At 56.7% G+C, this 23278-nt stretch carries 21 protein-coding genes; 8 read left to right on the top strand and 13 right to left on the bottom strand.

What is annotated here, in order from left to right:
- Positions 1–22 precede the first annotated feature (22 nt).
- From B498_RS02155 to B498_RS02165, 3 genes are all read right to left on the bottom strand, one after another.
- Positions 23–1345 carry an MFS transporter gene (locus tag B498_RS02155; protein ID WP_008503129.1) on the bottom strand — a complete coding sequence of 441 codons (1323 nt, stop codon included), beginning with the start codon at positions 1343–1345 and terminating at the stop codon, positions 23–25.
- A gap of 260 nt (positions 1346–1605) precedes the next feature.
- Positions 1606–2631 (bottom strand): inner membrane protein YhjD, encoded by a 1026-nt coding sequence (gene yhjD, locus B498_RS02160; protein ID WP_008503128.1) that lies wholly within the window; start codon positions 2629–2631, stop codon positions 1606–1608.
- 50 nt (positions 2632–2681) lie between these two features.
- On the bottom strand, positions 2682–3581 hold the full coding sequence (locus B498_RS02165; RefSeq protein WP_008503127.1) for a LysR family transcriptional regulator: 900 nt from the start codon (positions 3579–3581) through the stop codon (positions 2682–2684).
- Positions 3582–3700: 119 nt separating this feature from the next.
- On the opposite strand from B498_RS02165, the gene B498_RS02170 reads away from it, so the two are divergent.
- Both B498_RS02170 and B498_RS02175 read left to right on the top strand, forming a co-directional pair.
- A complete protein-coding gene (locus tag B498_RS02170; protein ID WP_008503126.1) occupies positions 3701–4459 on the top strand; it encodes an SDR family NAD(P)-dependent oxidoreductase in 759 nt (252 codons plus the stop codon).
- A 154-nt stretch (positions 4460–4613) separates the two neighbouring features.
- Positions 4614–5216 carry a response regulator transcription factor gene (locus B498_RS02175; protein WP_008503125.1) on the top strand — a complete coding sequence of 201 codons (603 nt, stop codon included), beginning with the start codon at positions 4614–4616 and terminating at the stop codon, positions 5214–5216.
- Here the strand turns inward: B498_RS02175 and B498_RS02180 are convergent.
- Both B498_RS02180 and B498_RS02185 read right to left on the bottom strand, forming a co-directional pair.
- Positions 5195–5533, bottom strand: coding sequence for a lysozyme (locus B498_RS02180; RefSeq protein WP_008503124.1), 339 nt, complete (start codon positions 5531–5533; stop codon positions 5195–5197). The two genes, B498_RS02175 and B498_RS02180, sit on opposite strands and share 22 nt — an antisense overlap.
- A 71-nt stretch (positions 5534–5604) precedes the next feature.
- Entirely contained in the window at positions 5605–6144 is a 540-nt protein-coding gene (locus B498_RS02185; RefSeq protein ID WP_008503123.1) for a GNAT family N-acetyltransferase, read from the bottom strand.
- A 147-nt stretch (positions 6145–6291) separates the two neighbouring features.
- On the opposite strand from B498_RS02185, the gene B498_RS02190 reads away from it, so the two are divergent.
- Positions 6292–7881 carry an STY4199 family HEPN domain-containing protein gene (locus B498_RS02190; protein ID WP_008503122.1) on the top strand — a complete coding sequence of 530 codons (1590 nt, stop codon included), beginning with the start codon at positions 6292–6294 and terminating at the stop codon, positions 7879–7881.
- Between the two features lie 59 nt (positions 7882–7940).
- Here B498_RS02190 and B498_RS02195 read toward each other — a convergent pair whose 3' ends face one another.
- The 3 genes from B498_RS02195 to B498_RS02205 form a co-directional block, all read right to left on the bottom strand.
- Entirely contained in the window at positions 7941–9590 is a 1650-nt protein-coding gene (locus tag B498_RS02195) for an alpha,alpha-trehalase (protein ID WP_008503121.1), read from the bottom strand.
- A 183-nt stretch (positions 9591–9773) separates the two neighbouring features.
- A complete protein-coding gene (gene gorA / locus B498_RS02200) occupies positions 9774–11126 on the bottom strand; it encodes a glutathione-disulfide reductase (protein ID WP_008503120.1) in 1353 nt (450 codons plus the stop codon).
- Between the two features lie 71 nt (positions 11127–11197).
- On the bottom strand, positions 11198–12040 hold the full coding sequence (locus B498_RS02205; RefSeq protein WP_008503119.1) for a 23S rRNA (adenine(2030)-N(6))-methyltransferase RlmJ: 843 nt from the start codon (positions 12038–12040) through the stop codon (positions 11198–11200).
- 207 nt (positions 12041–12247) lie between these two features.
- On the opposite strand from B498_RS02205, the gene prlC reads away from it, so the two are divergent.
- Both prlC and rsmJ read left to right on the top strand, forming a co-directional pair.
- A complete protein-coding gene (gene prlC / locus B498_RS02210) occupies positions 12248–14290 on the top strand; it encodes an oligopeptidase A (protein WP_008503118.1) in 2043 nt (680 codons plus the stop codon).
- Between the two features lie 7 nt (positions 14291–14297).
- Positions 14298–15050 carry a 16S rRNA (guanine(1516)-N(2))-methyltransferase RsmJ gene (rsmJ, locus tag B498_RS02215; protein ID WP_032623086.1) on the top strand — a complete coding sequence of 251 codons (753 nt, stop codon included), beginning with the start codon at positions 14298–14300 and terminating at the stop codon, positions 15048–15050.
- Between the two features lie 92 nt (positions 15051–15142).
- On the opposite strand, the gene uspA is transcribed toward rsmJ, so the two are convergent.
- The gene (uspA, locus tag B498_RS02220) at positions 15143–15580 is read right to left on the bottom strand and encodes a universal stress protein UspA (protein ID WP_003861223.1); all 438 of its coding nucleotides are present in this window, start codon (positions 15578–15580) and stop codon (positions 15143–15145) included.
- 283 nt (positions 15581–15863) lie between these two features.
- Here uspA and uspB point away from each other — a divergent pair, with 283 nt between their 5' ends.
- Positions 15864–16199 (top strand): universal stress protein UspB, encoded by a 336-nt coding sequence (gene uspB / locus B498_RS02225; RefSeq protein WP_003861224.1) that lies wholly within the window; start codon positions 15864–15866, stop codon positions 16197–16199.
- A gap of 54 nt (positions 16200–16253) precedes the next feature.
- Here uspB and pitA read toward each other — a convergent pair whose 3' ends face one another.
- A complete protein-coding gene (gene pitA / locus B498_RS02230) occupies positions 16254–17753 on the bottom strand; it encodes an inorganic phosphate transporter PitA (protein ID WP_008503116.1) in 1500 nt (499 codons plus the stop codon).
- 228 nt (positions 17754–17981) lie between these two features.
- Between pitA and B498_RS02235 the strand changes: the two genes are divergently transcribed.
- Positions 17982–19178 (top strand): NAD(P)/FAD-dependent oxidoreductase, encoded by a 1197-nt coding sequence (locus B498_RS02235; RefSeq protein WP_008503115.1) that lies wholly within the window; start codon positions 17982–17984, stop codon positions 19176–19178.
- A 32-nt stretch (positions 19179–19210) separates the two neighbouring features.
- Here B498_RS02235 and B498_RS02240 read toward each other — a convergent pair whose 3' ends face one another.
- Both B498_RS02240 and B498_RS02245 read right to left on the bottom strand, forming a co-directional pair.
- Positions 19211–20149 (bottom strand): NAD(P)-dependent oxidoreductase, encoded by a 939-nt coding sequence (locus B498_RS02240; protein WP_008503114.1) that lies wholly within the window; start codon positions 20147–20149, stop codon positions 19211–19213.
- Complete coding sequence (locus B498_RS02245; protein WP_008503113.1) at positions 20149–20841, bottom strand: RraA family protein; 693 nt, start codon at positions 20839–20841, stop codon at positions 20149–20151. The genes B498_RS02240 and B498_RS02245 overlap by 1 nt, the downstream gene beginning before the upstream one ends.
- Before the next feature lie 169 nt (positions 20842–21010).
- On the opposite strand from B498_RS02245, the gene B498_RS02250 reads away from it, so the two are divergent.
- Positions 21011–21748, top strand: a complete 738-nt coding sequence (locus B498_RS02250; RefSeq protein ID WP_008503112.1) for an IclR family transcriptional regulator — start codon at positions 21011–21013, stop codon at positions 21746–21748.
- A gap of 34 nt (positions 21749–21782) precedes the next feature.
- Here B498_RS02250 and B498_RS02255 read toward each other — a convergent pair whose 3' ends face one another.
- Positions 21783–23120, bottom strand: a complete 1338-nt coding sequence (locus tag B498_RS02255; protein WP_008503111.1) for an MFS transporter — start codon at positions 23118–23120, stop codon at positions 21783–21785.
- Between the last annotated feature and the right edge of the window lie 158 nt (positions 23121–23278).

The following is a 23278-nucleotide window of genomic DNA, read 5'->3' as shown; positions in this document are numbered from 1 at the left end:
GTAGCCGCCACCCGGCATTAGCTTACAGAGCCTGGTGCTTCGTCTCGTGCGTCAGCAGCAGCGCAATCAGCGTCAGTGCCGCCATGGCCGCCAGATAAACACCCACATAGAACAGGCCGTAGTTTGCCTGCAGCCAGGTGGCGATATACGGCGCAACGGAGGCGCCCAGAATAGACGAGACGTTGTAGGAGAACGACGCGCCGGTATAACGCACTTCCGTCGGGAACAGCTCTGGCAGCAGCGCACCCATCGGGCCGAAGGTCAACCCCATCAGGCTCAGGCCAATCAGCAGGTAGGCCATCACCAGCGCCGGGCTACCTGAACCCAGCAGCGGCGGGAAGACGAACAGAGCAAACAGAACGATCAGCGTGGTGATGGTGATCATGCTTGCGCGACGACCGAACTTATCCGCGAGCAGGCCCGCAATCGGAACCATCACGCCAAATCCGATCACCGCCATCATCAGCATCCACAGCACTTCGTTACGCGGCAGACCCAGCCCAACCGGCGCGGCGGCGGTACTGAAGGTCATGGAGTAAACGGTCATGATGTAGAACAGCGTGTAGGTGGCCAGCATGATAAACGTGCCCAGTACGGTCACGCGGACGTGCTTGGTCAGCAGCGTGCCCAGCGGCACTTTCACCTGCTTGTTCGCCGCGGCCACTTTTGCGAAAACAGGGGTCTCATGCAGAGAAACTCGCACGTACAGGCCAATCAGCACCAGCACGGCTGAGAAGACAAACGGGATACGCCAGCCCCAGCTCATGAACTGTTCATCCGTCAGCAGCCAGGAGAGCAGCAGGAACGTCCCGTTGGCGAAGAAGAAGCCAATCGGTGCGCCAAGCTGCGGGAAAGAACCATACAGCGCGCGCTTGCGCGCCGGGGCGTTCTCGGTGGCCAGCAGCGCCGCGCCACCCCATTCACCACCCAGTCCCAGACCCTGACCAAAACGCGCCAGCGCCAGCAGGACCGGCGCCAGAATGCCGATGGTCTCATACGTCGGCAGCAGGCCGATGGCCACGGTGGAGATCCCCATCGTCAGCAGCGAGGCCACCAGCGTCACTTTACGTCCGATGCGATCGCCAAAGTGTCCAAACAGCGCGGAGCCAATCGGACGCGCAACAAACGCGATAGCAAAGGTCGCCAGAGACTGCAGCGTGGCCGCCGTCGGATCGCCCTGCGGGAAGAAAATGTGCGGGAAGACGATGACCGCCGCGGTGGCGTAAATGTAAAAGTCGAAGAACTCGATGGCGGTGCCAATCAGCGAGGCGACGACAACTTTATTTCGCGAATTTACCGGAACGTTTTCCGTTTCTGAGTCGAGTGTGGTGGCGGTTGCTTGCATAATATTTTCTTATTTTTGTCGAACGAAAGGCCATATTACGCACAGCAAAAGCGACATTTCAATCTGTAACAAAGCCGCGACCTGGTGATAAAAGCAACAAAAAGCGGATAATTTTCAGGCCAGCCAAAACACGTCTATGAAATGCTTCACAGATTTTAAATATCAGTCAATAAAACTGGTTTTCGGTTAAATAAAAGTTACGGACTGGATTTATATGCTGAAATGATGAATCGGGCTGAAATTTCAGCCCGGGAGAGGGGTTAACGGTGCGTTTTGCCCGGCATTCGCGGGTCGTCTTTGTACTCGGCAGTGGCGATCCACGCGGCGCAGAACAGGGTTAAACGTGCGAAGAAGTAGAAGAACGCCATTAACCCCAGCACCGAGCCGAACGCCGCGCCGGAAGGGGATTTTACCAGCGACGGCAGGGTGTAGGTCATCACGATTTTGATCACCTCAAAGCCGATCGCCGCGATCAACGTGCCGCGGATCAGCGCCTTCTTGCGGGGACGATGACGGGGCAAGCGCCAGAAGATCCAGAAGAACAGCAGGTAGTTGGCGAAGATGGAAATGGCCAGCCCAATGCTGCGCCAGGCGGGCTTCAGCCATTCGATGTAATCAAGGTAGAGCGCGGAGATGATCATCTGCTGCGCCGAGCCCGCCACGGAGGTAATGGACAGCGTCACGATGAGCGCGACGAGCAGACCAATCAGCGAAACAAAGTCGCGGAGATACTTCACCCAAATTTTCTCCTGATCCTGCGGCTTACGCTCCCAGACATCGCGCGACTGGGCGCGAATGGCCTCGCGCAGGTTGCCCATCCAGTTAACGCCGGAGTAAAGGGCAATCAGCAAACCGACGATACCGACGGTGGTGCGCTGCTGGACGGCGGTATTGATGGTGCTTTTGAGCGTGCTGGCAAGGGTTGGATCACTGACGTTATTCAGGATTTTGTTAAAGATATCCTGCAACAGCGTCGGGTGCGAGGCGAGCACAAAACCGGCCGCCGCAAACGACACCATCAGGATCGGGATCATCGACAGGAAGGAAAAATAGGTGATGGCGGCACCAAACTGGTTTCCCATGCGGTCATTAAAGCGTTCGGTCGCACGTATCAGATGCGCAATCATGGGAAACTGCTGAATTCTGGCGATAATGCCGGTGACGGTCCCCAGCGCTTTGCTGGCGGTACCTGGAGACCTGGTCTCTTCCGGCTCGGTCTCCATCTTCTTGATGGGTTCATACTCTAAATGTTGGGTGGGTCGTTGCGGGTTATTTTCCGGCGTCACGCGTCTTTTCCTTTTCGTTTGGCTGGATGTTACTGAATTATAGCTTGCGACTAGTCCACGTAAGCTTTTGTGAGTTCGGTCAGCCACTCCATGAACAGATGTACCCGGCGGGAGAGGTTGCGCCGGTGGGGATAAATCAGGGAGACAGGCATTGGTTCGGCCCGGTATTGCGGGAGAATTTCAATCAGTTTCTTCGCGCGCAGTAAATCTCGCACCCCAACCCGCGGAACCTGAATGATGCCCAGCCCGGCGAGGCAGGCAGCCTGGTAAGTTTCGGTGCTGTTAACAGTTAACACCCCTCCCGTTTTTATCCACTGCGTCGTACTGCCGTTATAAAACTCAAAGCCCTGTGGGCGAGTTCCCAGCGTAGCGGTGTAGTGAATGACGGCGTGCGAGCCTAAATCGTCCAGCGTTTCCGGGTAGCCAAAACGCGCCAGATAATCCGGGCTGGCGCAGTTAATCACCGACAGCTTGCCCAACGGTCGGGCAATAAGCCCTGAATCTTTCAGCGTGCCGACGCGTACCACGCAGTCAAACCCTTCGCGGATCACATCCACCAGACGATCGCTGCTGCTGAGCTCCAGCTCGATGCCCGGATAATGCTGCAGAAAAGCAGGGAGTTTGGGGATGACTAAATTTCGAGCAACGGCGACGGGCATATCCACGCGGAGCCGTCCGCTGATGCTGGAGGGATCGTGCAAAAACATACCGTCCAGCTCATCGAGGTTTGCCAGCAGATCTTTTGCCCGTTCGTAATAGACCATACCGTCCTGCGTCAGGCTGACGCGGCGGGTGGTGCGGTGCAATAGCTGGGTGCCAAGCCGGTTTTCGAGGGCCTGAATCTGCCGTGACACGCTGCCTTTCGGCAACGTTAATGTTTCTGCCGCGCGGGAAAAACTCTCCAGTTCCGCGACACGAACAAACAGCTGCATTGCGTGAATTTTATCCATAGATGTAGCTCATTGTTGTTTGTGCTGAAACAGTGAAGCGTTTTAACTCATCTTTATTGATTTTCTATCACCTAATAAGCTCTTACTCAATCTCCATAACAGCCAAAACGAGGTTTATGATGACTGAACGTATCGCATTAGTGACGGGTGGTAGCCGTGGTTTGGGTAAAAATGCTGCCTTAAAGCTGGCGGCAGACGGCACGGGAATTGTGCTGACCTACAACCGCAGCCAGCAGGAAGCGCTTGACGTTGTGCATGAAATTCAGGAAAAAGGCGTCAACGCGGCGGCATTGCAGCTCAACGTCGGGGATATCACGAGCTTTGAGCATTTTGCCCAACAGCTTCAGGAGACCCTTAAGAGCGTCTGGCAGCGTGAAACGTTTGACTATTTATTGAACAATGCCGGGACAGGTTTATATGCGCCTTATACCGACACGACGGAAGCCCAGTTTGACGAGGCGCTGAACGTTCATTTCAAAGGACCTTTCTTCCTGACGCAGCGCCTGCTGCCGCTGCTTAACGACGGCGGACGGATCCTCAACGTCTCCAGCGGGCTGGCCCGTTTTACCCAGCCGGGATCGGCGACCTACGCGGCGATGAAAGGAGCAATGGAAGTGTTGACGCGTTATCAGGCGAAAGAGCTGGGCGCGCGCGGCATCTCCGTCAATATCATTGCGCCTGGCGCGATAGAAACCGACTTTGGCGGCGGACACGTGCGCGACAACGCGGAGCTCAACCAGATGCTGGCGTCCCAGACGGCGCTGGGGCGGGTGGGGCTGCCTGACGATATCGGCGATGCCATTGCGGCACTGCTCAGCGACAAACTGGGCTGGATGAATGCGCAACGTATTGAAGTATCAGGCGGTATGTTCCTGTGAGGTATGCGCTTGAGTAAATCCTTAAGATAAATGTGTCTAAATACTGACAGATATAAAGAACACCGGGGATTTGTAACGTATCCATTCGTTGAGTTTTTTCTTAAATAATGCCTCTGTAGAATCCCCCTTCGCTATTCTCAGAGGGGAAAAAACGATGCGAGTAATCATGTTTGACAGGCAGTCACTCTTTATTCACGGAGCGATACACAGTCTTCAGAGGTTGATTCCGGAAATAAATATAACTGGGACCTGTCAGGCAGAAGATTTATGGACTCAGATTTCTGCTTCACCGTCGGCTATCGTCATGATTGATGGGAATTTAATTCAGGACGAAGGGAGCACTTTGCTGGAAGCGATCCTGCATCGCTTTCCGGCGATACGTGTGATTCTGATTTTGGCGAAAAAAGAGGCCAAATGTGCTGAGCAGCTGCGGCAGCGAAACGTCATGGCCATTGTTCCCCGAAACGCCAATTCCGAACGGTTTTCCGCCGTACTGGATTCGGTATCCAGAGGGATGGTCTGTTTTCCCGGAGAGTGGGTCAGAGAGCCGACGTCGCCTCAGGCATTATTATCCTTGAGCGAGCGCCAGCGCGAAGTCTTGAAATTGCTGGCGGCGGGGGAGTCGAATAAAGAGATTGGCCGCAATCTGAACATCAGTGCGGCCACGGTAAAAGCGCACCTCGAGGCGCTTTTCCGGCGGCTGGACGTGAAAAACAGAACGCAGGCAGCCATGTATTATACCCGGGCGACGGCCTGAAAAAGCGCGTTTGGGAGCGACGTTATCTCTCCGAAACTGAATATCATCATCACCAGCGCATCATGCTGCTGTTGGGTTAATGGACGTGTCATATTTTCCCGCAGCAGCGCTTCACACAACCGGATATCTTCGCGCAACAAAGTCTCAGCCTCCAGAGGTGTGACAGGGCCGTGAAAATGCTCCTGATCGCGGATAACGTGGCCATAGCCGATAACCCATAATCCTTTTTCGTCACGATATTTTTCCAGAGAAAGACCCTGATGTTTCTTTATTAACGCGATGGCGGCAGAAGATATTTTCAGCGCATGCTCTTTCATATTCATTTCCTCTTAATGGCGACACTGTAGAGGAAATGAGGTACGAGAAATATCCGCCAAATGGCTATTGATCAGGGATTGTTATTCAGATATTCCTGCCGCAATAAACCAAATAACCAGTCATTATGCCAACGTCCCGCAAGGTAATAGCTCTCGCGTAATTCGCCCTCCAGGCAAAAGCGGGCTTTTTCCAGCAGACGTCGTGAGGCGACATTCCCGGCGGTGACGGTGGCGGTAAGTCGACGTATACCGCCCTGATGAAAAGCGTAATCGCAAAGCGCTTTCAGGGATTCAAAGCCGTAACCTTTCCCCTGCGCCTCGGGAGCGAAAAGAAAACCGACCTCAGCGCAATCCTCCTCCCGATGAATATACCCGGTGACGCCCAACGGAGCCCTGGAAGCGGCGTCACGCACGACGAGGCACAGCCAGTGCGCGCTCCCTGGCGTCCAGGGCGTCAGGCGCGAATCAAACGCCTCGCGGATCGCCGCGACGGGGCGGTCTTTCGCCACAAAGCGCATGACGTCGGGATGCTGCTGTAGCGCCAGAAAAAAGGGCCAGTCTTCTTCTTGTAAAGGCGAGCAGTTCAGGCGAGGGGTAATTAAAACCGGCATTCAGATTCTCCTGAAACATTTTAAATGATTTTAGGGTTGTCACTTTATTTCAACAGAAAGTCAGGTATGGTTAACCGCGTATAAATAAAAAGAAAAAAGGCCGTTACGTGCCAATCCGGATGTCTTCGTTGTCGCTTAAGGAAAACAATGACTCTCAGCACATCACATCATATTCGCGAACAGTTCGAACACTGTCTGGCGGTCATTCGCCATGCGTCGGTGGAAATTTTGCTTCTTCTGAATGTACATGCTTCTGAGGGCAAAGATCCACGCTGGTTTCTGGAACAACTGGACAGCGCGCGATTAGCCCTGGGCGGCTGGGGAGCCGTAGCGAAAAAACTCAACCTGAATGATGCCGAGATGTCGGAATTTACGCTCCAGCTGCGCCTGCTGCAGCAGCGCGTGCCGCAGTATGAAAGCGGACAGGATGTGAGTGAAAACCAGCTGATTGCGGCGATGCGCTTTGTCACCGCGCTGGAGCACCTTCGCCTGCAGCAGCCGCTGTTGACCTACAGCACGGAGCTGGCTCCGGGCAGCGAACTCCAGCAGCAGCAGGCGCATAAGCAGGTGCGGGCGATAGAGCTCATGATAAAAGGGCTCATCCAGCAGGCCTGGCCCGATCAGGTAAGGCTGAATAACCATCTCAAGACTTTGTTTAACGCCGACCGCGTACGGCGCTGGCTGAAGTTGGGCGAGATCAACGATGTCCTGAGCGGCATGATGTTCAGCGAACTGGCGCAAATGCTGGTGGATAAAAAAGAGTTCAGCCGCTATTACGCTTCGCTGTTCAGCGACCCGTCCATGCTGACGCTGCTGGTTGAACCGCGTAAAACGCTGCAAACCTTCCTCGATGACATTCGGCAAATCCGTAACAACATCACCGTCCAGAAAACGTTAAGCTCGGCGCAAATCCAGCTGCTGGATAACTACTACGCGCAGATCGCGCGGCCCGTTCAACGCGCGTTTGAAGAGGGGAGAACGCGCGTCAATCCGGCGGGATTCATGGCGGTAGATGCCAGCGAACTGCATACCTTCTGGGAAAAGGCGCAGAAAATGGATCGGGTCACCGGTGGGGATCTGTTTGAAGTCCGTGACACCATTGAAAAGCCGACCCAGCGCGCGCCGCGCACCCCCGAACAACGCGAGCAGCTCATTTCCGGTGCGTTATGGGGAGCAGTTGGCGTCATGGTGATTGCCATCGTGGCGGGAGGCTTCTGGCTGGTGACCAGCAGTAAACCGCAGCCTGCGGCCGTCAGCGCGGCTGAAGCGGCGCCGCCACAGGAAATGCGTGAGACGCCTTCCTCGCGCGAAACGCTCACGCGCATGGGAGTGACCTGGGACGAGAATAATTTCCGCTCGGCCATTAACCGCAACGACACCCGCGTGACCCAGCTCTTTTTGCAGGGCGGTATGGACTGGAAGCTGTCCTGGACCGAAGAGGCGATGTCGGCAGGCTATGACGACGTGCTGGAGCTGATGCTACGCTACCGGCAAAACATGGTGGAAGAGAAGCCGTGTCGGCGCTTCATCAACACGCTCAGCCACGCGATGTCGAACGGCGAGTCTCTGACCTCGGTACGTAAAGAGTACCTCAAAGCTTTCTGCACCGTGCCAGCGGTGGTGAAACGCCAGCAGCACGATCTCGACATGGCCACACGCCGTGCGAAGTCACAGCCGGATGCCACCACCAAAAAATGGCAGTCTATTCAGAGCGCCATTTATGAGGTGATTCGCTGATTTCTCCTCCCTCTCCCCGTGGGAGAGGGCCGGGGTGAGGGCACCAGACCGCACCCTATTCAAGGCTCCCCATACAACCCAATCAGCCGCCGCACCACGCCGTTCGTCCAGCCGAAACCATCCTGCAGCGGATACTCACCCCCGCCCCCTTCGCGCGGCGTGCTGCTGGCGATGTGGTACTTCTCAATCAGCTTATGATGCGTCTGATAAAAATGGTTCACCGTATGCAGCCAGCTCCAGGCGATTTCATCCCCCAGCGAGTCGTTGCCGTACTGCTTGAACCCCTGGATCGCCATCCACTGCAGCGGCGCCCAGCCGTTGGGTTTATCCCACTGCTCGCCGGTTTCGTACTCGGTCGCCAGAATCCCGCCCGGCGTCAGCAGTCGCGCTTTGACCGCATCCGACAGGCGCTCGGCCTGCTCATGGGTCGCCATGCCGACATACAGCGGCACAATGCTGGCGGCAGAAAACAGCGCCAGCTCTTCGCGTCGCCAGTCGTAATCGCGGTAACAGCCACTCTCCTCGTCCCACAGATAGCGGTTCACTGCCTCGCGGCGATCGCTGGCTTTCTGGCGGAACAGGTCTGCCGTCTCTTTATCCCCTTTCGACGCCGAGATGTTGGCGATTGCGCTTTCCAGCTTGTACAGGAAGGCGTTCAGATCGATGGGGATAAACTGCGTCGTGCGGATGCTGGCGAGCCGCGACGGATCGCGCAGCCAGCGGGAGGAATAGTCCCAGCCGGACGCCGCCCCGGCGCGCAGGTCGCGATACACCTCGTTTGGCGGACGGCCCGAATGGCGGGCAGTTTCCACGTCCTCAATCCACGATTCATCGCGCGGGGTATCACGGTCATCCCAGTAGCGGTTGAGCAACGAGCCGTCCGGCATACGCACGGCGCTGCGGTAGGCCTGGTTAAGCAGGAGCGACTCCGCGCCGTCCATCCAGAAGGCGTACTCCATTTTGAGGTGTTCCAGATAGCGTTTCGCACCGCGCACGCCGTCCTCCTCAAACAATTCCACCATCAGCGCAAAGACCGGCGGCTGGGAGCGGCTGAGATAATAGGTACGGTTGCCGTTGGGAATATGCCCGTAGCGTTCAATCAGCCAGGCGAAGTTATCCGCCATACATTTCAGCAGATCGTTACGACCGCTCTCCGCCAGCCCCAGCATGGAGAAATAGGAATCCCAGTAGTAGGTCTCGCTGAATCGTCCGCCGGGAACGATATAGGCTTGGGGCAGCGCCAGCAGGGAAGACCAGGGAATATGATCCTGCGGCTCGCGCGTCAGCACTGGCCACAGGCTGTCAATGTGCTCTTTGAGGGACAGACCGGGGTCGGAAACATATTCCGTACTGTAGGTCTCCGGCAGCCAGAAGTGGTTTTCCACAAACTGGCGCAGGTCGAAATCCCGGTGGCGTCTGACTTTGCGGTAGCGGATCAGGATATCCAGCGGATCCATCTTCGGCGCGCAGTCGGGAAAGGTTTTGCTGTCCGTGAACAGGCGCGAGGACTGCACGTGCTCAAACAGTTCAAGATAGCGGTCTGCGGGCGTCAGTGCATCGGAGGCGGGTAGCCCCTCGATCATCTCGGGTTCCGGCTCCGCCTCAATCATTTCATCCAGTTTCAACTCGCAGGGATCGGTCTCGTAGCGCAGCTCTTCTGCAATCTCGAATTCGATGTTCTCGGTAGCCTGTAGTTTCTGGTTGAACATGGTGATAGGGACCTCCGGTTGTGTGTTCAAAAGACAGGTTTATCCGGGCGTCTTATAAGCGTAGACATTCGCTTCGGTAGATGTGGAGGGATATGTGCGGTAGATCACTCTTTTCGGAGCATTCGTTTTGCAACGATTTATGAATGTGAATAAAAAAAGCCCCTCCGGAGAGGGGCTTATGCATTAACGCATGGTGACAAACTCTTCGGCGGCCGTTGGGTGGATCGCCACGGTATTGTCGAAATCTTTCTTGGTCGCGCCCATCTTCAGCGCTACCGCAAAGCCCTGCAGGATCTCATCCATGCCGAAGCCAATGCCGTGGATACCGACAATCTTCTCGTCCGGGCCGACGCAGACCAGCTTCATGCGGCACGGCTGACGGTGGGAGGTAACGGCGGTATACATCGCGGTAAACGCGGATTTATACACTTTCACCTGGTCGTCGCCATACTGCTCGCGCGCCTGCGGCTCGGTTAAGCCGACGGTGCCGATTGGTGGGTGGCTAAAGACCACGGTCGGGATGTTGCTGTAGTCCAGATGCTCGTCCGGCTTGTTGTTAAACAGGCGCTCGGAAAGACGACGACCCGCCGCAACGGCCACCGGGGTCAGCTCAACCGCACCGGTATTGTCGCCGACCGCGTAAATGCCCGGTACGCTGGTGTTCTGGAATTTATCGACGACGATATAGCCTTTTTCGTCGGTTTTCACGCCGGTCACGCCCAGGTTGAAGTTATCGTTCGCCGGTTCACGGCCAATCGCCCAGATCAGGCAATCGACGGTCTGGCTGCGGCCATCTTCCAGCTCCAGCGTCAGGCTGCCGTCTGCATTTTTTACGACCGCTTTTGGCACGGCGTTGGTATGCAGTGTTGGACCTTCGGTGTTCATCACTTCAACCAGTGTATCAACAATCAGCGGATCGAAGCTGCGCAGCGGCGCGTGTTTACGCACGAACAGGTGCGCTTCGGCACCCAGACCGTTAATCACGCCAGCCAACTCCACCGCGATGTAACCCGCGCCCACCACGGCAACGCGTTTTGGCAGGGCAGGCAGTTCGAAGAAACCGTCGGAGTCGATGCCGTATTCCACGCCCGGGATGTTCGGGTGGCTTGGACGACCGCCGGTAGCGATCAGGATGTGATCGGCGGTGATCGTCTCACCGTTCACTTCGATCGTTTTCGCATCAACGAAGCGAGCGAAACCGTGGATAACGTCGACGTTATTTTTGCCCAGCACGTTGTCGTAGGAGGTATGAATACGGTCGATGTAGGCGGTACGGCTGGCGATCAGTTTGTCCCAGTCGAAGTGGTTGATGGTGGTGTCAAAGCCGTAGTCCGGGCCATACATGTGGATAGCTTCACGGATTTGCGCCGCATGCCACATGACCTTCTTCGGTACACAACCCACGTTCACACAGGTGCCGCCCAGCGCTTTGGCTTCAATCAGCGCGCACTTCTGGCCGTACATGGCCGCGCGGTTGATGGAGGCGATGCCGCCGCTGCCGCCGCCGATGGCGATGTAGTCATAATGCTTAGTCATAGCTTTTGTCCTTAATCGTGAATTGCCGCGATTGTATACCTGAAATCAATAGTTTCCACCGATGGCTGCGATTACTCCGGCACGATCCAACTGACGGAGGTATGGCCCGTACCGGCTGGCACCAGCGTTTTGTGCAGCCACGGCAGCACGTTGTTCATCTGCGCTTCGAGCTTCCACGGCGGGTTAATGACGATCATGCCCGAGGCGGTCATGCCGCGCTGGTCGCTGTCCGGACGCACGGCCAGCTCGATCTGCAGAATTTTGCGGATGCCGGTCGCTTCCAGGTCTTTGATCATGCGTTTGATTTGCGCACGCAGCACCACCGGATACCACAGGGCGTATGTCCCGGTGGCGAAGCGTTTGTAGCCTTCGTGGATACCGGTCACCACCGCCTGATAGTCGGTTTTGATTTCGTACGGCGGGTCGATCAGCACCAGGCCACGACGGGAGACCGGCGGCAGCTTGGCTTTCAGCTGCTGGTAGCCGTCGGCTTTTTCCACGCGGGCGCGGCTGTCTTTCTGAAATTCAGAGCGCAGCAGCGGGAAGTCGCTCGGGTGCAGCTCGGTCAGCTGGATGCTGTCCTGCTCGCGCAGCAGCTGGCGGGCAATCAGCGGGGATCCCGGGTAGTAGCGCAGCTGGCCGTTGCGGTTGAAGTGATTCACCACGCCGATGTACGGCTCCAGCTCGGCAGGCAGGTCGTCCTGCTGCCAGATGCGGGCGATCCCTTCCAGATATTCACCGGTACGCTCGGCATGCTCACCGCTCAGCTGATAACGGCCCGCGCCCGCGTGGGTGTCCAGATAGAGAAACGGCTTCTCCTTCTCTTTGAGCGATTCGATGATCAGGCTCTGAACGGTGTGTTTAAGGACGTCGGCGTGGTTGCCTGCGTGGAAGCTGTGGCGATAACTGAGCATGGGTAATGATATTCCGCTGAATTGACGATTTGCCACAGTTTACAGCAGAACGGCGCAGATTACCCGTAGGCCCGGTAAGCGCAGCGCCACCGGGCTCTTTTCGACAACGTCCGGCATTGAAATCCTCTACACTTAACCCCATTCTAGATCGCATATGCACAGCGCCGGATGCGCGCTTCATTCATCTTATTCAACAGGACAGCGTTTATGACCAATCCATTACTGACGCCTTTTTCGTTGCCGCCGTTTTCTAAAATCCTCCCCGCGCATGTGGTTCCAGCCGTTACGCAATCGCTGGACAACTGCCGCGCGGCGGTAGAAAGCGTGGTAGCGCAGGGCGCGCCGTACACCTGGGAAAATCTGTGTCAGCCGCTGGCCGAAGTGGACGACGTGCTGGGGCGCATCTTCTCCCCGGTGAGCCACCTGAACTCGGTAAAAAACAGCCCGGAGCTGCGCGAAGCCTACGAGCAAACCCTGCCGCTGCTCTCTGAGTACAGCACCTGGGTCGGTCAGCACGAAGGGCTCTACAAAGCCTATCGCGACCTGCGCGACGGCGACCATTATGCCGAACTGAACACGGCGCAGAAAAAATCAGTCGATAACGCCCTGCGTGATTTTGAGCTGTCCGGGATTGGCCTGCCAAAAGAGAAGCAGACCCGCTACGGTGAAATCGCCGCGCGCCTGTCCGAGCTGGGCAACCAGTACAGCAACAACGTGCTCGACGCCACCATGGGCTGGACGAAGCTGATCACCGACGAAGCGGAGCTTTCCGGCATGCCGGAAAGCGCCCTGGCGGCGGCAAAAGCGCAGGCCGAGGCGAAAGAGCAGGACGGCTTCCTGCTTACTCTGGATATCCCGAGCTATCTGCCGGTGATGACCTACTGCGACAACCAGGCGCTTCGCGAAGAGATGTACCGCGCCTACAGCACCCGCGCCTCCGATCAGGGGCCGAATGCCGGTAAGTGGGACAACAGCCCGGTCATGGCGGAAATCCTCGCCCTGCGCCACGAGCTGGCCCAGCTGCTGGGCTTTGAAAACTACGCCGATAAATCTCTCGCCACCAAAATGGCGGAAAATCCGCAGCAGGTGCTCGACTTCCTGACCGATCTGGCGAAACGCGCCCGTCCTCAGGGTGAAAAAGAGCTGGCCCAGCTGCGCGCCTTCGCGAAAGCGGAGTTCGGCGTGGACGAGCTGCAGCCGTGGGACATTGCTTACTACAGCGAAAAACAGAAGCAGCACCTCTACAGCATCAGCGACGAGCAGCTGCGCCCGTATTTCCCGGAAAACAAAGCCGTTAACGGCCTGTTTGAAGTGGTGAAGCGCATCTATGGCATCACCGCCAAAGAGCGTACCGATATCGACGTCTGGCATCCGGACGTGCGCTTCTTCGAACTGTATGACGAGAAAAACGAACTGCGCGGCAGCTTCTACCTCGATCTCTACGCGCGTGAGAACAAGCGCGGCGGGGCGTGGATGGACGACTGCGTGGGCCAGATGCGTAAAGCAGACGGTTCTCTGCAGAAGCCGGTCGCCTACCTGACCTGTAACTTCAACCGTCCGGTAAACGGCAAACCTGCACTCTTTACCCACGACGAAGTGATCACCCTTTTCCACGAGTTCGGTCACGGTCTGCACCATATGCTGACCCGCATCGAAACCGCAGGCGTGGCAGGCATCAGCGGTGTGCCGTGGGATGCGGTCGAACTGCCGAGCCAGTTTATGGAAAACTGGTGCTGGGAGCCGGACGCGCTGGCGTTTATCTCCGGTCACTATGAGACCGGCGAACCGCTGCCGAAAGAATTGCTGGATAAAATGCTGGCAGCGAAGAACTACCAGGCGGCGATGTTTATCCTGCGTCAGCTGGAGTTCGGCCTGTTCGATTTCCGCCTGCACGCCGAGTTCAGCCCCGAGCAGGGCGCGAAAATTCTTGAAACCCTGGCCGAGATTAAAAAGCAGGTTGCCGTTATTCCCGGGCCAACCTGGGGCCGCTTCCCGCACGCGTTCAGCCATATCTTTGCAGGCGGTTACGCGGCGGGTTACTACAGCTACCTGTGGGCCGACGTGCTGGCGGCGGATGCCTTCTCTCGTTTCGAAGAAGAGGGGATCTTCAACCGTGAAACTGGCCAGTCGTTCCTCGACAATATCCTGACCCGCGGCGGTTCCGAAGAGCCAATGGTGCTGTTCAAACGCTTCCGCGGACGCGAGCCGCAGCTGGATGCGATGCTTGAGCATTACGGGATCAAAGGCTGATTGTTACGTGAAGATCTGCTTATTGGATGAAACGGGCGCCGGAGACGGCGCCTTATCTGTTCTGGCCGCCCGCTGGGGGCTGGAGCACGATGATGAAAACCCGATGGCGCTGGTGATGACGACAGCGCATCTGGAGTTACGCAAGCGCGACGAACCGAAGCTCGGCGGGATTTTCGTCGATTTTGTCGGTGGCGCGATGGCGCACCGGCGCAAGTTCGGTGGCGGTCGCGGCGAAGCGGTAGCTAAAGCGGTTGGGATTAAAGGAAGCTATCTGCCGGACGTGGTCGATGCCACGGCGGGGCTGGGGCGCGATGCCTTTGTGCTGGCGTCTGTCGGCTGTCGGGTGCGGATGCTGGAACGTAACCCGGTGGTGGCGGCCCTGCTCGACGACGGTCTGAGCCGTGGCTACGCGGACCCGGAAATCGGCCCGTGGTTGCAGGAACGATTGCAGCTGATCCACGCCTCGAGCCTGACGGCGCTGACCGATATCAGCCCGCGCCCGCAGGTGGTCTATCTCGACCCGATGTTTCCGCACAAGCAGAAAAGCGCGCTGGTGAAGAAAGAGATGCGGGTGTTTCAGTCTCTGGTGGGGCCTGATTTGGACGCGGATGGCCTGCTGGCGCCGGCTCGCCAGCTGGCGACGAAGCGGGTGGTGGTGAAGCGCCCTGACTATGCGCCGCCGCTGGCGGACGTTGCCACGACCAATGCGGTGACCACCAAAGGGCACCGGTTTGATATCTACTCAGGCACGCCGGAATAAAAAAAGCCGGGTGGCGGCTTCGCCTTACCCGGCCTACAGTTAGTGCCGTTTGTAGGCCCGGTAAGCGTTAGCGCCACCGGGCTTTTTTGCACTTACTCGTCTTCTTCGTCACGCAGTGGAACAATCAGCATATCCACGTGAACGGTGTTAATCAGCTGGCGCGCGGAAGACATCAGCTTGCTCCAGAAGTCCTGATGGTGACCACACACCACCAGGTCCATGTCATATTTCTTGATCGCATCAACCAGTACCTGGCCCAGGTCGCCGCTGCCGCTCAGGGTTTCGGTAATCGGGTAGCCTGCGTTAGTGGACAGTTCGCTCAGGGCGTGGTGCGTCTCTTCGGAGATACGCTTCTGCATATCGCCCAGATTGACGTCGATCAGACCGGTGTAGAGGTCGGAGTAATTCACATCAACGTGAATCAGCGAAACTTTCGCGTTGTAGGGACGTGCCATGGATACCGCTTTATCAACCAGCACTTTGCTCTCCGGGGAGAGGTCTACCGCGATGAGAATGTGTTTGTAAGCCATAGTGTTACTCCTTCCTTAAGTTATCGATGACTAAATGGGAAAGCCGTCGTCTGATGCTTTCATTACGGCCCAGTTAAACATATTTTTCAAGCTTTGGTGTTGATAACGATTAACCTTGTGGCAAAAAAATTAACGGATCTCCTACACTATTAAATGAGCCGTTCGGATATTAAAACGCGAACCGGATCGACTTTTGGTCATTCTTTCACTGAACTGTCTGTCAGGGCATTGGGGTGCGGTAGCTCAGAAGCCTTGCTTCGTGGGCGGACGCCGGGGAGGATGTATGATTAGCACCGTCGCATTGTTTTGGGCGTTATGCGTAGTTTGCATAGTGAATATGGCGCGCTACTTCTCATCGTTACGTGCGCTGTTAGTGGTACTTCGTGGTTGCGATCCGTTGCTTTATCAGTATGTGGACGGTGGAGGGTTCTTCACCTCGCATGGACAGCCCAGCAAACAGATGCGTCTGGTGGGATATATCTACTACCAGCGCTACCGCGATCATCACGATGAAGAATTTATCCGTCGCTGCGAGCGCCTGCGTCGTCAGTTCATTTTGACCAGTGCCCTGTGCGGGCTGGTCGTCGTCAGTATGATTGCATTGATGATTTGGCACTGAGCATAAAAAAAGCGGGTCAGTTTCCTGACCCGCTTTTTTGTCGCCTTTAACCGATTAAATCAGCTTCAGCGAAATCCAGTACAGCCCGCCAGACAGCAGGATGGATGCCGGAAGGGTGAACACCCAGGCCATCAGAATGTTGGTTACGGTTTTGCGCTGCAGGCCGCCACCGTCAACAATCATGGTACCTGCCACGGACGAGGAGAGTACGTGGGTGGTGGATACCGGCATACCGGTGTAGCTCGCCAGACCGATAGACACTGCCGCCGTCATCTGCGCGGACATACCCTGCGCATAGGTCATGCCTTTCTTACCGATCTTCTCGCCGATGGTGGTCGCCACGCGGCGCCAGCCGATCATCGTACCGATACCGAGTGCCAGTGCGACCGCCATGATGATCCAGATTGGCGCGTACTCAATGGTATTGAGCATATCGCCTTTCAGTTTCTTCAGGAGACGCTGGTCGTCAGCATTCACGTCTGGCAGCTTCGCCACTTTATCCGTCACATCAGAGATGCACAGCATAATGCGACGCAGCTGACCACGCTGCTCAACGGTCAGTTTGTCATAACTTTCGATATTGCCCAGCATGCCTTTGGCACGTTCCAGCGCGTTAATCGCGTTAGCCGGATGGCAGTGGAATTCGCCAGGTGCAGTCGTGGCACCGGCTTCCGGAGACGGGATTAACTGGTCAACGCCGGTCGCTTTTTTCAGCAGTTCAGGGTGCTGCTGGAAATAAGTTTCAACGTTGTTGACCGCATCGCGGGTACGGGTGATTTCGTAGCCGGAGGCGTTCATGTTAACCACGAAGCCTGCCGGAGCAACGCCGATCAGTACCAGCATCACCAGACCAATGCCTTTCTGACCATCGTTCGCGCCGTGTGAGAAAGCCACGCCGATAGCGGAAATGATCAGGGCAATACGCGTCCAGAATGGCGGCTTTTTCTTGCCGTCTTTCTTTTCACGCTCTGCCGGCGTCAGGTGAATACGGGAGCGTTTTTTGGTATTGCTCCAGTAACGACGCAGGATGAAGATCAGCCCGCCCGCCACCACCAGACCCACGATAGGGGAGACGATGAGAGAGGCAAAGATCCCCAGTACTTTCGGGATATTTAACGCATCAACAACCGATGTACCGGTCATGAGGGCGTTGGTTAACCCGATACCGATAATCGCGCCGATGAGGGTGTGAGAACTGGATGCAGGCAGGCCGAAATACCAGGTACCGAGGTTCCAGATAATTGCAGCAAGCAGCATTGAGAACACCATAGCGAGGCCATGGCCAGAACTTACGTTAAGCAGCAGATCTGTTGGCAGCATATGCACAATCGCATACGCAACGCTCAGTCCGCCCAGGAGGACACCAAAAAAGTTAAATACCGCCGCCATAACAACCGCAAGCTGCGATCGCATTGCGCGAGTGTAGATAACCGTCGCTACTGCGTTTGCAGTGTCGTGGAAGCCGTTGATCGCTTCGTAAAACAGTACAAAAACCAGAGCAAGCAAGAGTAAAAGCCCGGTATGTAAATCCAGGCCGGCAAACAAATGTAGCATAGGACGTTACGCCATTTTGAGGACATGAACGCGGCGCATTATCCAGGACAAATGCGCAACGGGCAAAGTGAAATATAGACTTTTTTTGACATACCACCTGATTTGAGAAAAGTGCCTGAAAGGATATTCTTTAAATTTCAATGGAATGGCTTTGTAATATCTTTTTACGCTGGTGTGACCACAGAGGAAACTTTACAATCCGCGGCAGTTAACAACGAGGGTTTTGACGTGGAAAGGTTTGATGCCGTGGTAATTGGCGCCGGTGCGGCGGGTATGTTTTGTGCGGCAATGGCCGGACAGGCGGGTCGTCGCTTGCTGCTGCTGGATAACGGTAAAAAGCCAGGCCGCAAGATCCTGATGTCCGGCGGCGGGCGCTGCAACTTTACTAACCTGTATGTTGAACCCGCGGCCTATTTGAGCCAAAACCGTCATTTTTGTAAATCTGCGCTGGCGCGTTATACCCAGTGGGACTTTATCGACCTGGTGGGTAAGCACGGTATCGCATGGCATGAGAAGACGCTGGGCCAGCTGTTCTGCGACGACTCCGCCCAGCAGATTGTCGATATGCTGGTGGCCGAGTGCGAGAAGGGCGGCGTGGTCATGCGCCTGCGCACCGAAGTGCTGGACGTTTCCCGCGATGACCAGGGCTACACGCTGCAGCTCAACGGTGAAACCGTCAGCGCCGATAATCTGGTGATTGCCAGCGGCGGCCTGTCTATGCCGGGGCTGGGCGCTTCCCCGTTCGGCTATAAAATCGCCGAGCAGTTTGGCCTGAAAGTCCTGCCTACGCGCGCCGGGCTGGTGCCGTTCACGCTGCATAAACCGCTTCTGGAACAGCTTCAGACGCTGTCTGGCGTGTCCGTTCCCGCCGTTATCACCGCCGAAGACGGCACGGTGTTTCGCGAAAACCTGCTCTTTACCCATCGCGGCCTCTCCGGCCCGGCGGTCCTGCAAATCTCGAGCTACTGGCAGCCGGGAGAGTTTGTCACGGTTAACCTGCTCCCGGACTGCGATCTCGATGCCTTCCTCAACGAGCAGCGTACCGCGCACCCGAATCAAAGCCTGAAAAACACCCTCGCAATGCAGCTGCCGAAGCGTCTGGTGGAATGTTTGCAGGTGCTGGGGCAGATCCCCGACGTGTCGCTAAAGCAGCTTAACAGCCGCGAGCAGGAAACGCTGGTCGAGACGCTAACAAACTGGCGCGTGCAGCCAAACGGCACGGAAGGCTACCGCACGGCGGAAGTCACGCTGGGCGGAGTCGACACGAATGAACTCTCTTCCCGTACCATGGAAGCGCGGAACGTGCCGGGGCTCTACTTCATCGGTGAAGTGATGGACGTCACCGGCTGGCTCGGCGGGTACAACTTCCAGTGGGCCTGGGCAAGTGCCTGGGCGTGTGCTCAGGCGCTGGCAGAAGACAAGTGACACCAGCGCGCTGCCACTCGTCACGCTTGGCTTTACGAGCTGACGGTGGTGGCATCCGTCACGGCCAGAATATTGCCCGCGGCCACGGTCCCCATCTTGATGTATGACGCGGCGGTAACGCCGCCAATATGCGGTGAAATCACCACGTTTTCTACGGACTGCCAGAGGTGCGGCGCCGTCAGCGGCTCCTGGGTAAAGCTGTCCAGCGCTGCGCTGTGCAGCGTGCCATCCCGGAGCGCCGCCAGTAACGATTCACTGTGGATCAGTCCACCGCGTGCCGTATTGACCAGAATGGCGTTCCGTTTGCAGTGTGCGAGCGCCTCGCTATTGATCATTCCCCGATTCTCATCGGTTAGCGGACAGTGCAAAGAGATGACATCGGAACGGGAAAGAAGTCCGGTCAGCGTCTCTGCACGTTCGCACAGGGCAGGCATCGATTTAGCATAGGGATCGTAAGCCAGCACCTTCATGCCGAAGGCATGACCAATAGTTGCCACGCGCGAGCCGATAGCGCCCAACCCGATTAGCCCCAGGGTTAATCCCTCCAGCTCAATGGATTTATGCGTCGCCTTATCCCAGTGCCCGTCCCGCAGCCGCTTGTCCAGCGGCACCACGGACTTTGCGCAGGCGAGGATCAGCGCCCAGGTATGTTCAGCCACTGCCGCCGCGTTTGCGCCTGGGGCCGCGCGGACGGCGATATTGCGCTCGGCCGCTGCCGTCTGGTCTATCACATCGATCCCGCTTCCGTGCTTGGAAATAACCTGCAGAGCCGGGGCGGCATCCATGACTTTCGCGGTGATCCGGCCGTAACGAACCAGAATCGCCACGGGATTGTGTCGTTCACACAGCGCGATCAGGTCATCTTCTGTCGGCTGGCGGCCCGCAAACACCACCTCAAAGCCCTGCAGCATCACCATGGCCTGCTCCGCCAGGTCGCTTCCGGTAACCAGAATTACGTCTTTGCCCCCCATCACAGCGTCTCCCCGTCGGCTAACATACCTGCCTTACGAAGCGCGTCATCTAGCCAGTGTGGACGCAAATCGCCTTCACGGATGGCGGCAAGACGCCGGGTCTCCATCTCCAGCTTTTCTTTTGCCAGCGCGATAACCTGCTGAACCTCATCGCGCGGGATGACGACCACGCCGTCGATATCCGCGACAACCAGATCCCCGGCCTGAACCGTCGCCCCGGCGACTGAAATGGGATGATTCACCCGGCCAGAAATTAACTTTGTCGGGCCGCAGGGGTTCAGACCGGCAGAAAAGACAGGGTAGTGACCTTTGCTCAGGGAATCGGCGTCACGTACAGCACCGTCAATAATGATGCCCGCAATGCCGCTCGCCTGAGCCTGAGTGGCCATGATTTCGCCCAGCAGCGCGCAGCTCAGGTCGCCTTTGCCATCGACGATCAGGACATCGCCGGGTTGCGCAACCGCCATCGCGGCATGAATCGCAAGATTATCACCCGGACGGACTTCCACGGTGATGGCCGGACCCGCAACGGACATGTGAGGAGCCAGCGGTTTGATGCGGCCGTGAAGCGTACCGCGGCGACCGGCCACGTCGGCCAGAATGGCGGCCTGATACTCGGCAGCCCGACGAACGTCCTCGGCAGAAACGCGTTCGAACTGGCGATTAATCGGTTTTTTTTCAGAAACGGACATGAATGCCTCCATATTGTTTTACTGAGTACAATGCAGGTGTACAGAACAAAACAACTATAGCGGTGTTGCTTTCCTTTTAGCCAGACCCGAGGTGGCGTTTGTGATGTAAACACGAAGTGACTCACAAAATTTGAGGTACACTCACTGCCGGGCTAACAAGGAGATAATGATGGGGAATGAAGGCGTTGTAGCGGTTGAAAAAGCGCTGGCTTTACTGGATTGCTTCCGTCCTGGAGAGGAGAGCCTGACGCTGACCGCGCTGGCACAGCTGTCGGGTTATCACAAAACCACGGTTTACCGCTTGATGAATTCTCTTGAACGGATGAATTACGTCGTCAGGCATGAAGACGGCAATTATGCGCTTGGCCCACGTCTGCTTTACCTCGGCAAGCTGTATGAACAATCTTTCCATCTTTCGCGGGTGGTTCAGCCAGAGCTTCAGGCCTTATCCCTGGCGTCTCAGGAGAGCGCCAGCTGGTATGTGCTGGAGGGGGGGCAGCGCCTTTGCCTGTTTCGCGCTGAAGCGTCGCACGGCCTGCGACACAGCAATCTTCCCGGCAGCCAGTTCCCGCTCGATAATTCGGCCATCAGTAAGGTCTTGCGCCACTGGGGGCTCAATGAGAGCCTGCCGGAGGGCGACGCTGAACTCCCTTTCTACACGTCAGGCGCACGCGATCCCCACACCGCGGCGTTTGCGATGCCTGTCTTCGGCGTTCACGACAAGCTGGTTGCGGCGTTAGCCCTGACCGGCCCCATCTCACGGCTGACGGAAGATCGTCGTGAGAAGGAGATAGGCCCGTTGATGAAGGTGGCGGCCAGCCGTCTGTCGCAGAAAATGGGAGCCAGTAAGTCCTTCTGTCAGCAGTTCTTTGGTGAAACGAGCGACGCGGCGGAAGAAAATCTTTAAACGCAGAAGCGGGACATGTGTCCCGCTTCTGTCATCACGAATGTGTGACCTGTTTTTCGTGTAGCTGAGCGTTGCGTGCCTGTCGTCCCATAATGAGTACCGCGATACCCCCGGCCAGGCACAGCACGGCCAGCGGAAGCATAGCCAGCGTGTAGCTGCCCGTTTGCTCGCTGATCATGCCGTAGGCATTTACCATGACCGCCCCGCCAATCAGGTTCGCGATGGCGCCAATCGCGGCCAGCCCTGCCGCCGCCGAGGAGCTGCTCATCCAGCCGGACGCCAGCGCCCAGAAAGGCCCTTTCATCGAATACGCGCCCGTCAGGATAATGCTCAGGATCGCGAGAGTGGCAAAGAGCGAGACGCTGACAAAGGCAGCGAACACGCCGGCGGCAATCATGAACAGCGTCAGCGCAGTATGCCAGCGGCGTTCGTTGGTGCGATCGGAGTGTCGTCCCCAGACAATCATCAGAACCGATGCCAGACCGTAAGGAATGGCGTTAAACAGACCGGTTTGCAGATTATCAAGATGGAAGGATTTCAGCAGCTGAGGAGACCAGACGCTAATAGTGGTGCCCGCGGACGATGCGCCCGCGTAAATCAGCGCCATCAGCCAGATTTGACGATGCTTCAGCAGCTGCCACGTCGTCTGGTGTCCAATGTTCTTTTGCTGGCTACGTTCGGTCTCAAGGGTGGTTTCCAGCCACTTTTTCTGTTCATCGCTGAGCCATTTCGCCTGATGAGGGCGATCCCGGAGAATAAACCAGGCCGCAATACCCAGCAGCACCGCAGGTAAGCCTTCAATGATGAACAGCAGATGCCAGCCGCGAAGACCCAGCCAGCCATCCAGCGACAGTATCAATCCGGAAAGCGGGGAGCCGATGAAGTTAGCGAGCGGGATGGCAACCATAAAGGACGCAATAATGCGCGCGCGGTAGCGGGCAGGGATCCACCAGGTCAGATACAGCACGACACCCGGGAAGAAGCCTGCTTCCGCTGCTCCGAGAAGAAAACGGACGATATAGAGCGACGTGGTGTTTTGAACCAGCGCCATGCCCATGGAGACGATGCCCCAGCTGATCATAATGCGCGGGATCCACAGCCGGGCGCCGACTTTCTGCATGGCCAGGTTGCTCGGCACCTCAAACAGGAAATAGGCCACGAAGTAGAGGCTGCTGGCGAAGCCAAACGCCGCTTTGCTGAGGCCAAGGTCCTCATTCATCTGCAGCGAAGCCATGCCGATATTCCCGCGATCGATAATGGAGACCAGGTAACTGACAATCAGAAACGGAAGAATACGCCAGATCACCTTCCGCATCGTCTCTCTTTCTATGTCCTCGGTGGCGGTCGCGCCGTTACGTAAATGTTCTGTCATTGTATCCTCGCAGGGTGTGTTCTTTGTTTTATTAGGTACAACTTAGTTTTATTAAACAAAACCACTATAGCGACGGCGCATTCTTTTTATCCAGTTAATGGAAGGTTTAAATGATGTAAATAAGAGGTGACTCACAGATAGTGCGCTGCGGATATCGC

It is taken from the genome of Enterobacter sp. SST3, assembly GCF_000286655.1.
Lineage (GTDB): Bacteria > Pseudomonadota > Gammaproteobacteria > Enterobacterales > Enterobacteriaceae > Enterobacter > Enterobacter roggenkampii.
The sequence above is the reverse complement of the archived record's forward strand: the minus strand, read 5'-3'. Positions and strand labels throughout refer to the sequence as shown.

Bases quoted from the DNA above. Each gene is read 5' to 3' on its own strand.
- B498_RS02155 (WP_008503129.1), bottom strand. From the start codon at position 1,345: ATGCAAGCAACCGCCACCACACTCGACTCAGAAACGGAAAACGTTCCG.
- B498_RS02165 (WP_008503127.1), bottom strand. From the start codon at position 3,581: ATGGATAAAATTCACGCAATGCAGCTGTTTGTTCGTGTCGCGGAACTG.
- B498_RS02170 (WP_008503126.1), top strand. From the start codon at position 3,701: ATGACTGAACGTATCGCATTAGTGACGGGTGGTAGCCGTGGTTTGGGT.
- B498_RS02175 (WP_008503125.1), top strand. From the start codon at position 4,614: ATGCGAGTAATCATGTTTGACAGGCAGTCACTCTTTATTCACGGAGCG.
- B498_RS02180 (WP_008503124.1), bottom strand. From the start codon at position 5,533: ATGAAAGAGCATGCGCTGAAAATATCTTCTGCCGCCATCGCGTTAATA.
- B498_RS02185 (WP_008503123.1), bottom strand. From the start codon at position 6,144: ATGCCGGTTTTAATTACCCCTCGCCTGAACTGCTCGCCTTTACAAGAA.
- B498_RS02190 (WP_008503122.1), top strand. From the start codon at position 6,292: ATGACTCTCAGCACATCACATCATATTCGCGAACAGTTCGAACACTGT.
- B498_RS02195 (WP_008503121.1), bottom strand. From the start codon at position 9,590: ATGTTCAACCAGAAACTACAGGCTACCGAGAACATCGAATTCGAGATT.
- gorA (WP_008503120.1), bottom strand. From the start codon at position 11,126: ATGACTAAGCATTATGACTACATCGCCATCGGCGGCGGCAGCGGCGGC.
- B498_RS02205 (WP_008503119.1), bottom strand. From the start codon at position 12,040: ATGCTCAGTTATCGCCACAGCTTCCACGCAGGCAACCACGCCGACGTC.
- prlC (WP_008503118.1), top strand. From the start codon at position 12,248: ATGACCAATCCATTACTGACGCCTTTTTCGTTGCCGCCGTTTTCTAAA.
- uspA (WP_003861223.1), bottom strand. From the start codon at position 15,580: ATGGCTTACAAACACATTCTCATCGCGGTAGACCTCTCCCCGGAGAGC.
- uspB (WP_003861224.1), top strand. From the start codon at position 15,864: ATGATTAGCACCGTCGCATTGTTTTGGGCGTTATGCGTAGTTTGCATA.
- pitA (WP_008503116.1), bottom strand. From the start codon at position 17,753: ATGCTACATTTGTTTGCCGGCCTGGATTTACATACCGGGCTTTTACTC.
- B498_RS02240 (WP_008503114.1), bottom strand. From the start codon at position 20,149: ATGGGGGGCAAAGACGTAATTCTGGTTACCGGAAGCGACCTGGCGGAG.
- B498_RS02245 (WP_008503113.1), bottom strand. From the start codon at position 20,841: ATGTCCGTTTCTGAAAAAAAACCGATTAATCGCCAGTTCGAACGCGTT.
- B498_RS02250 (WP_008503112.1), top strand. From the start codon at position 21,011: ATGGGGAATGAAGGCGTTGTAGCGGTTGAAAAAGCGCTGGCTTTACTG.
- B498_RS02255 (WP_008503111.1), bottom strand. From the start codon at position 23,120: ATGACAGAACATTTACGTAACGGCGCGACCGCCACCGAGGACATAGAA.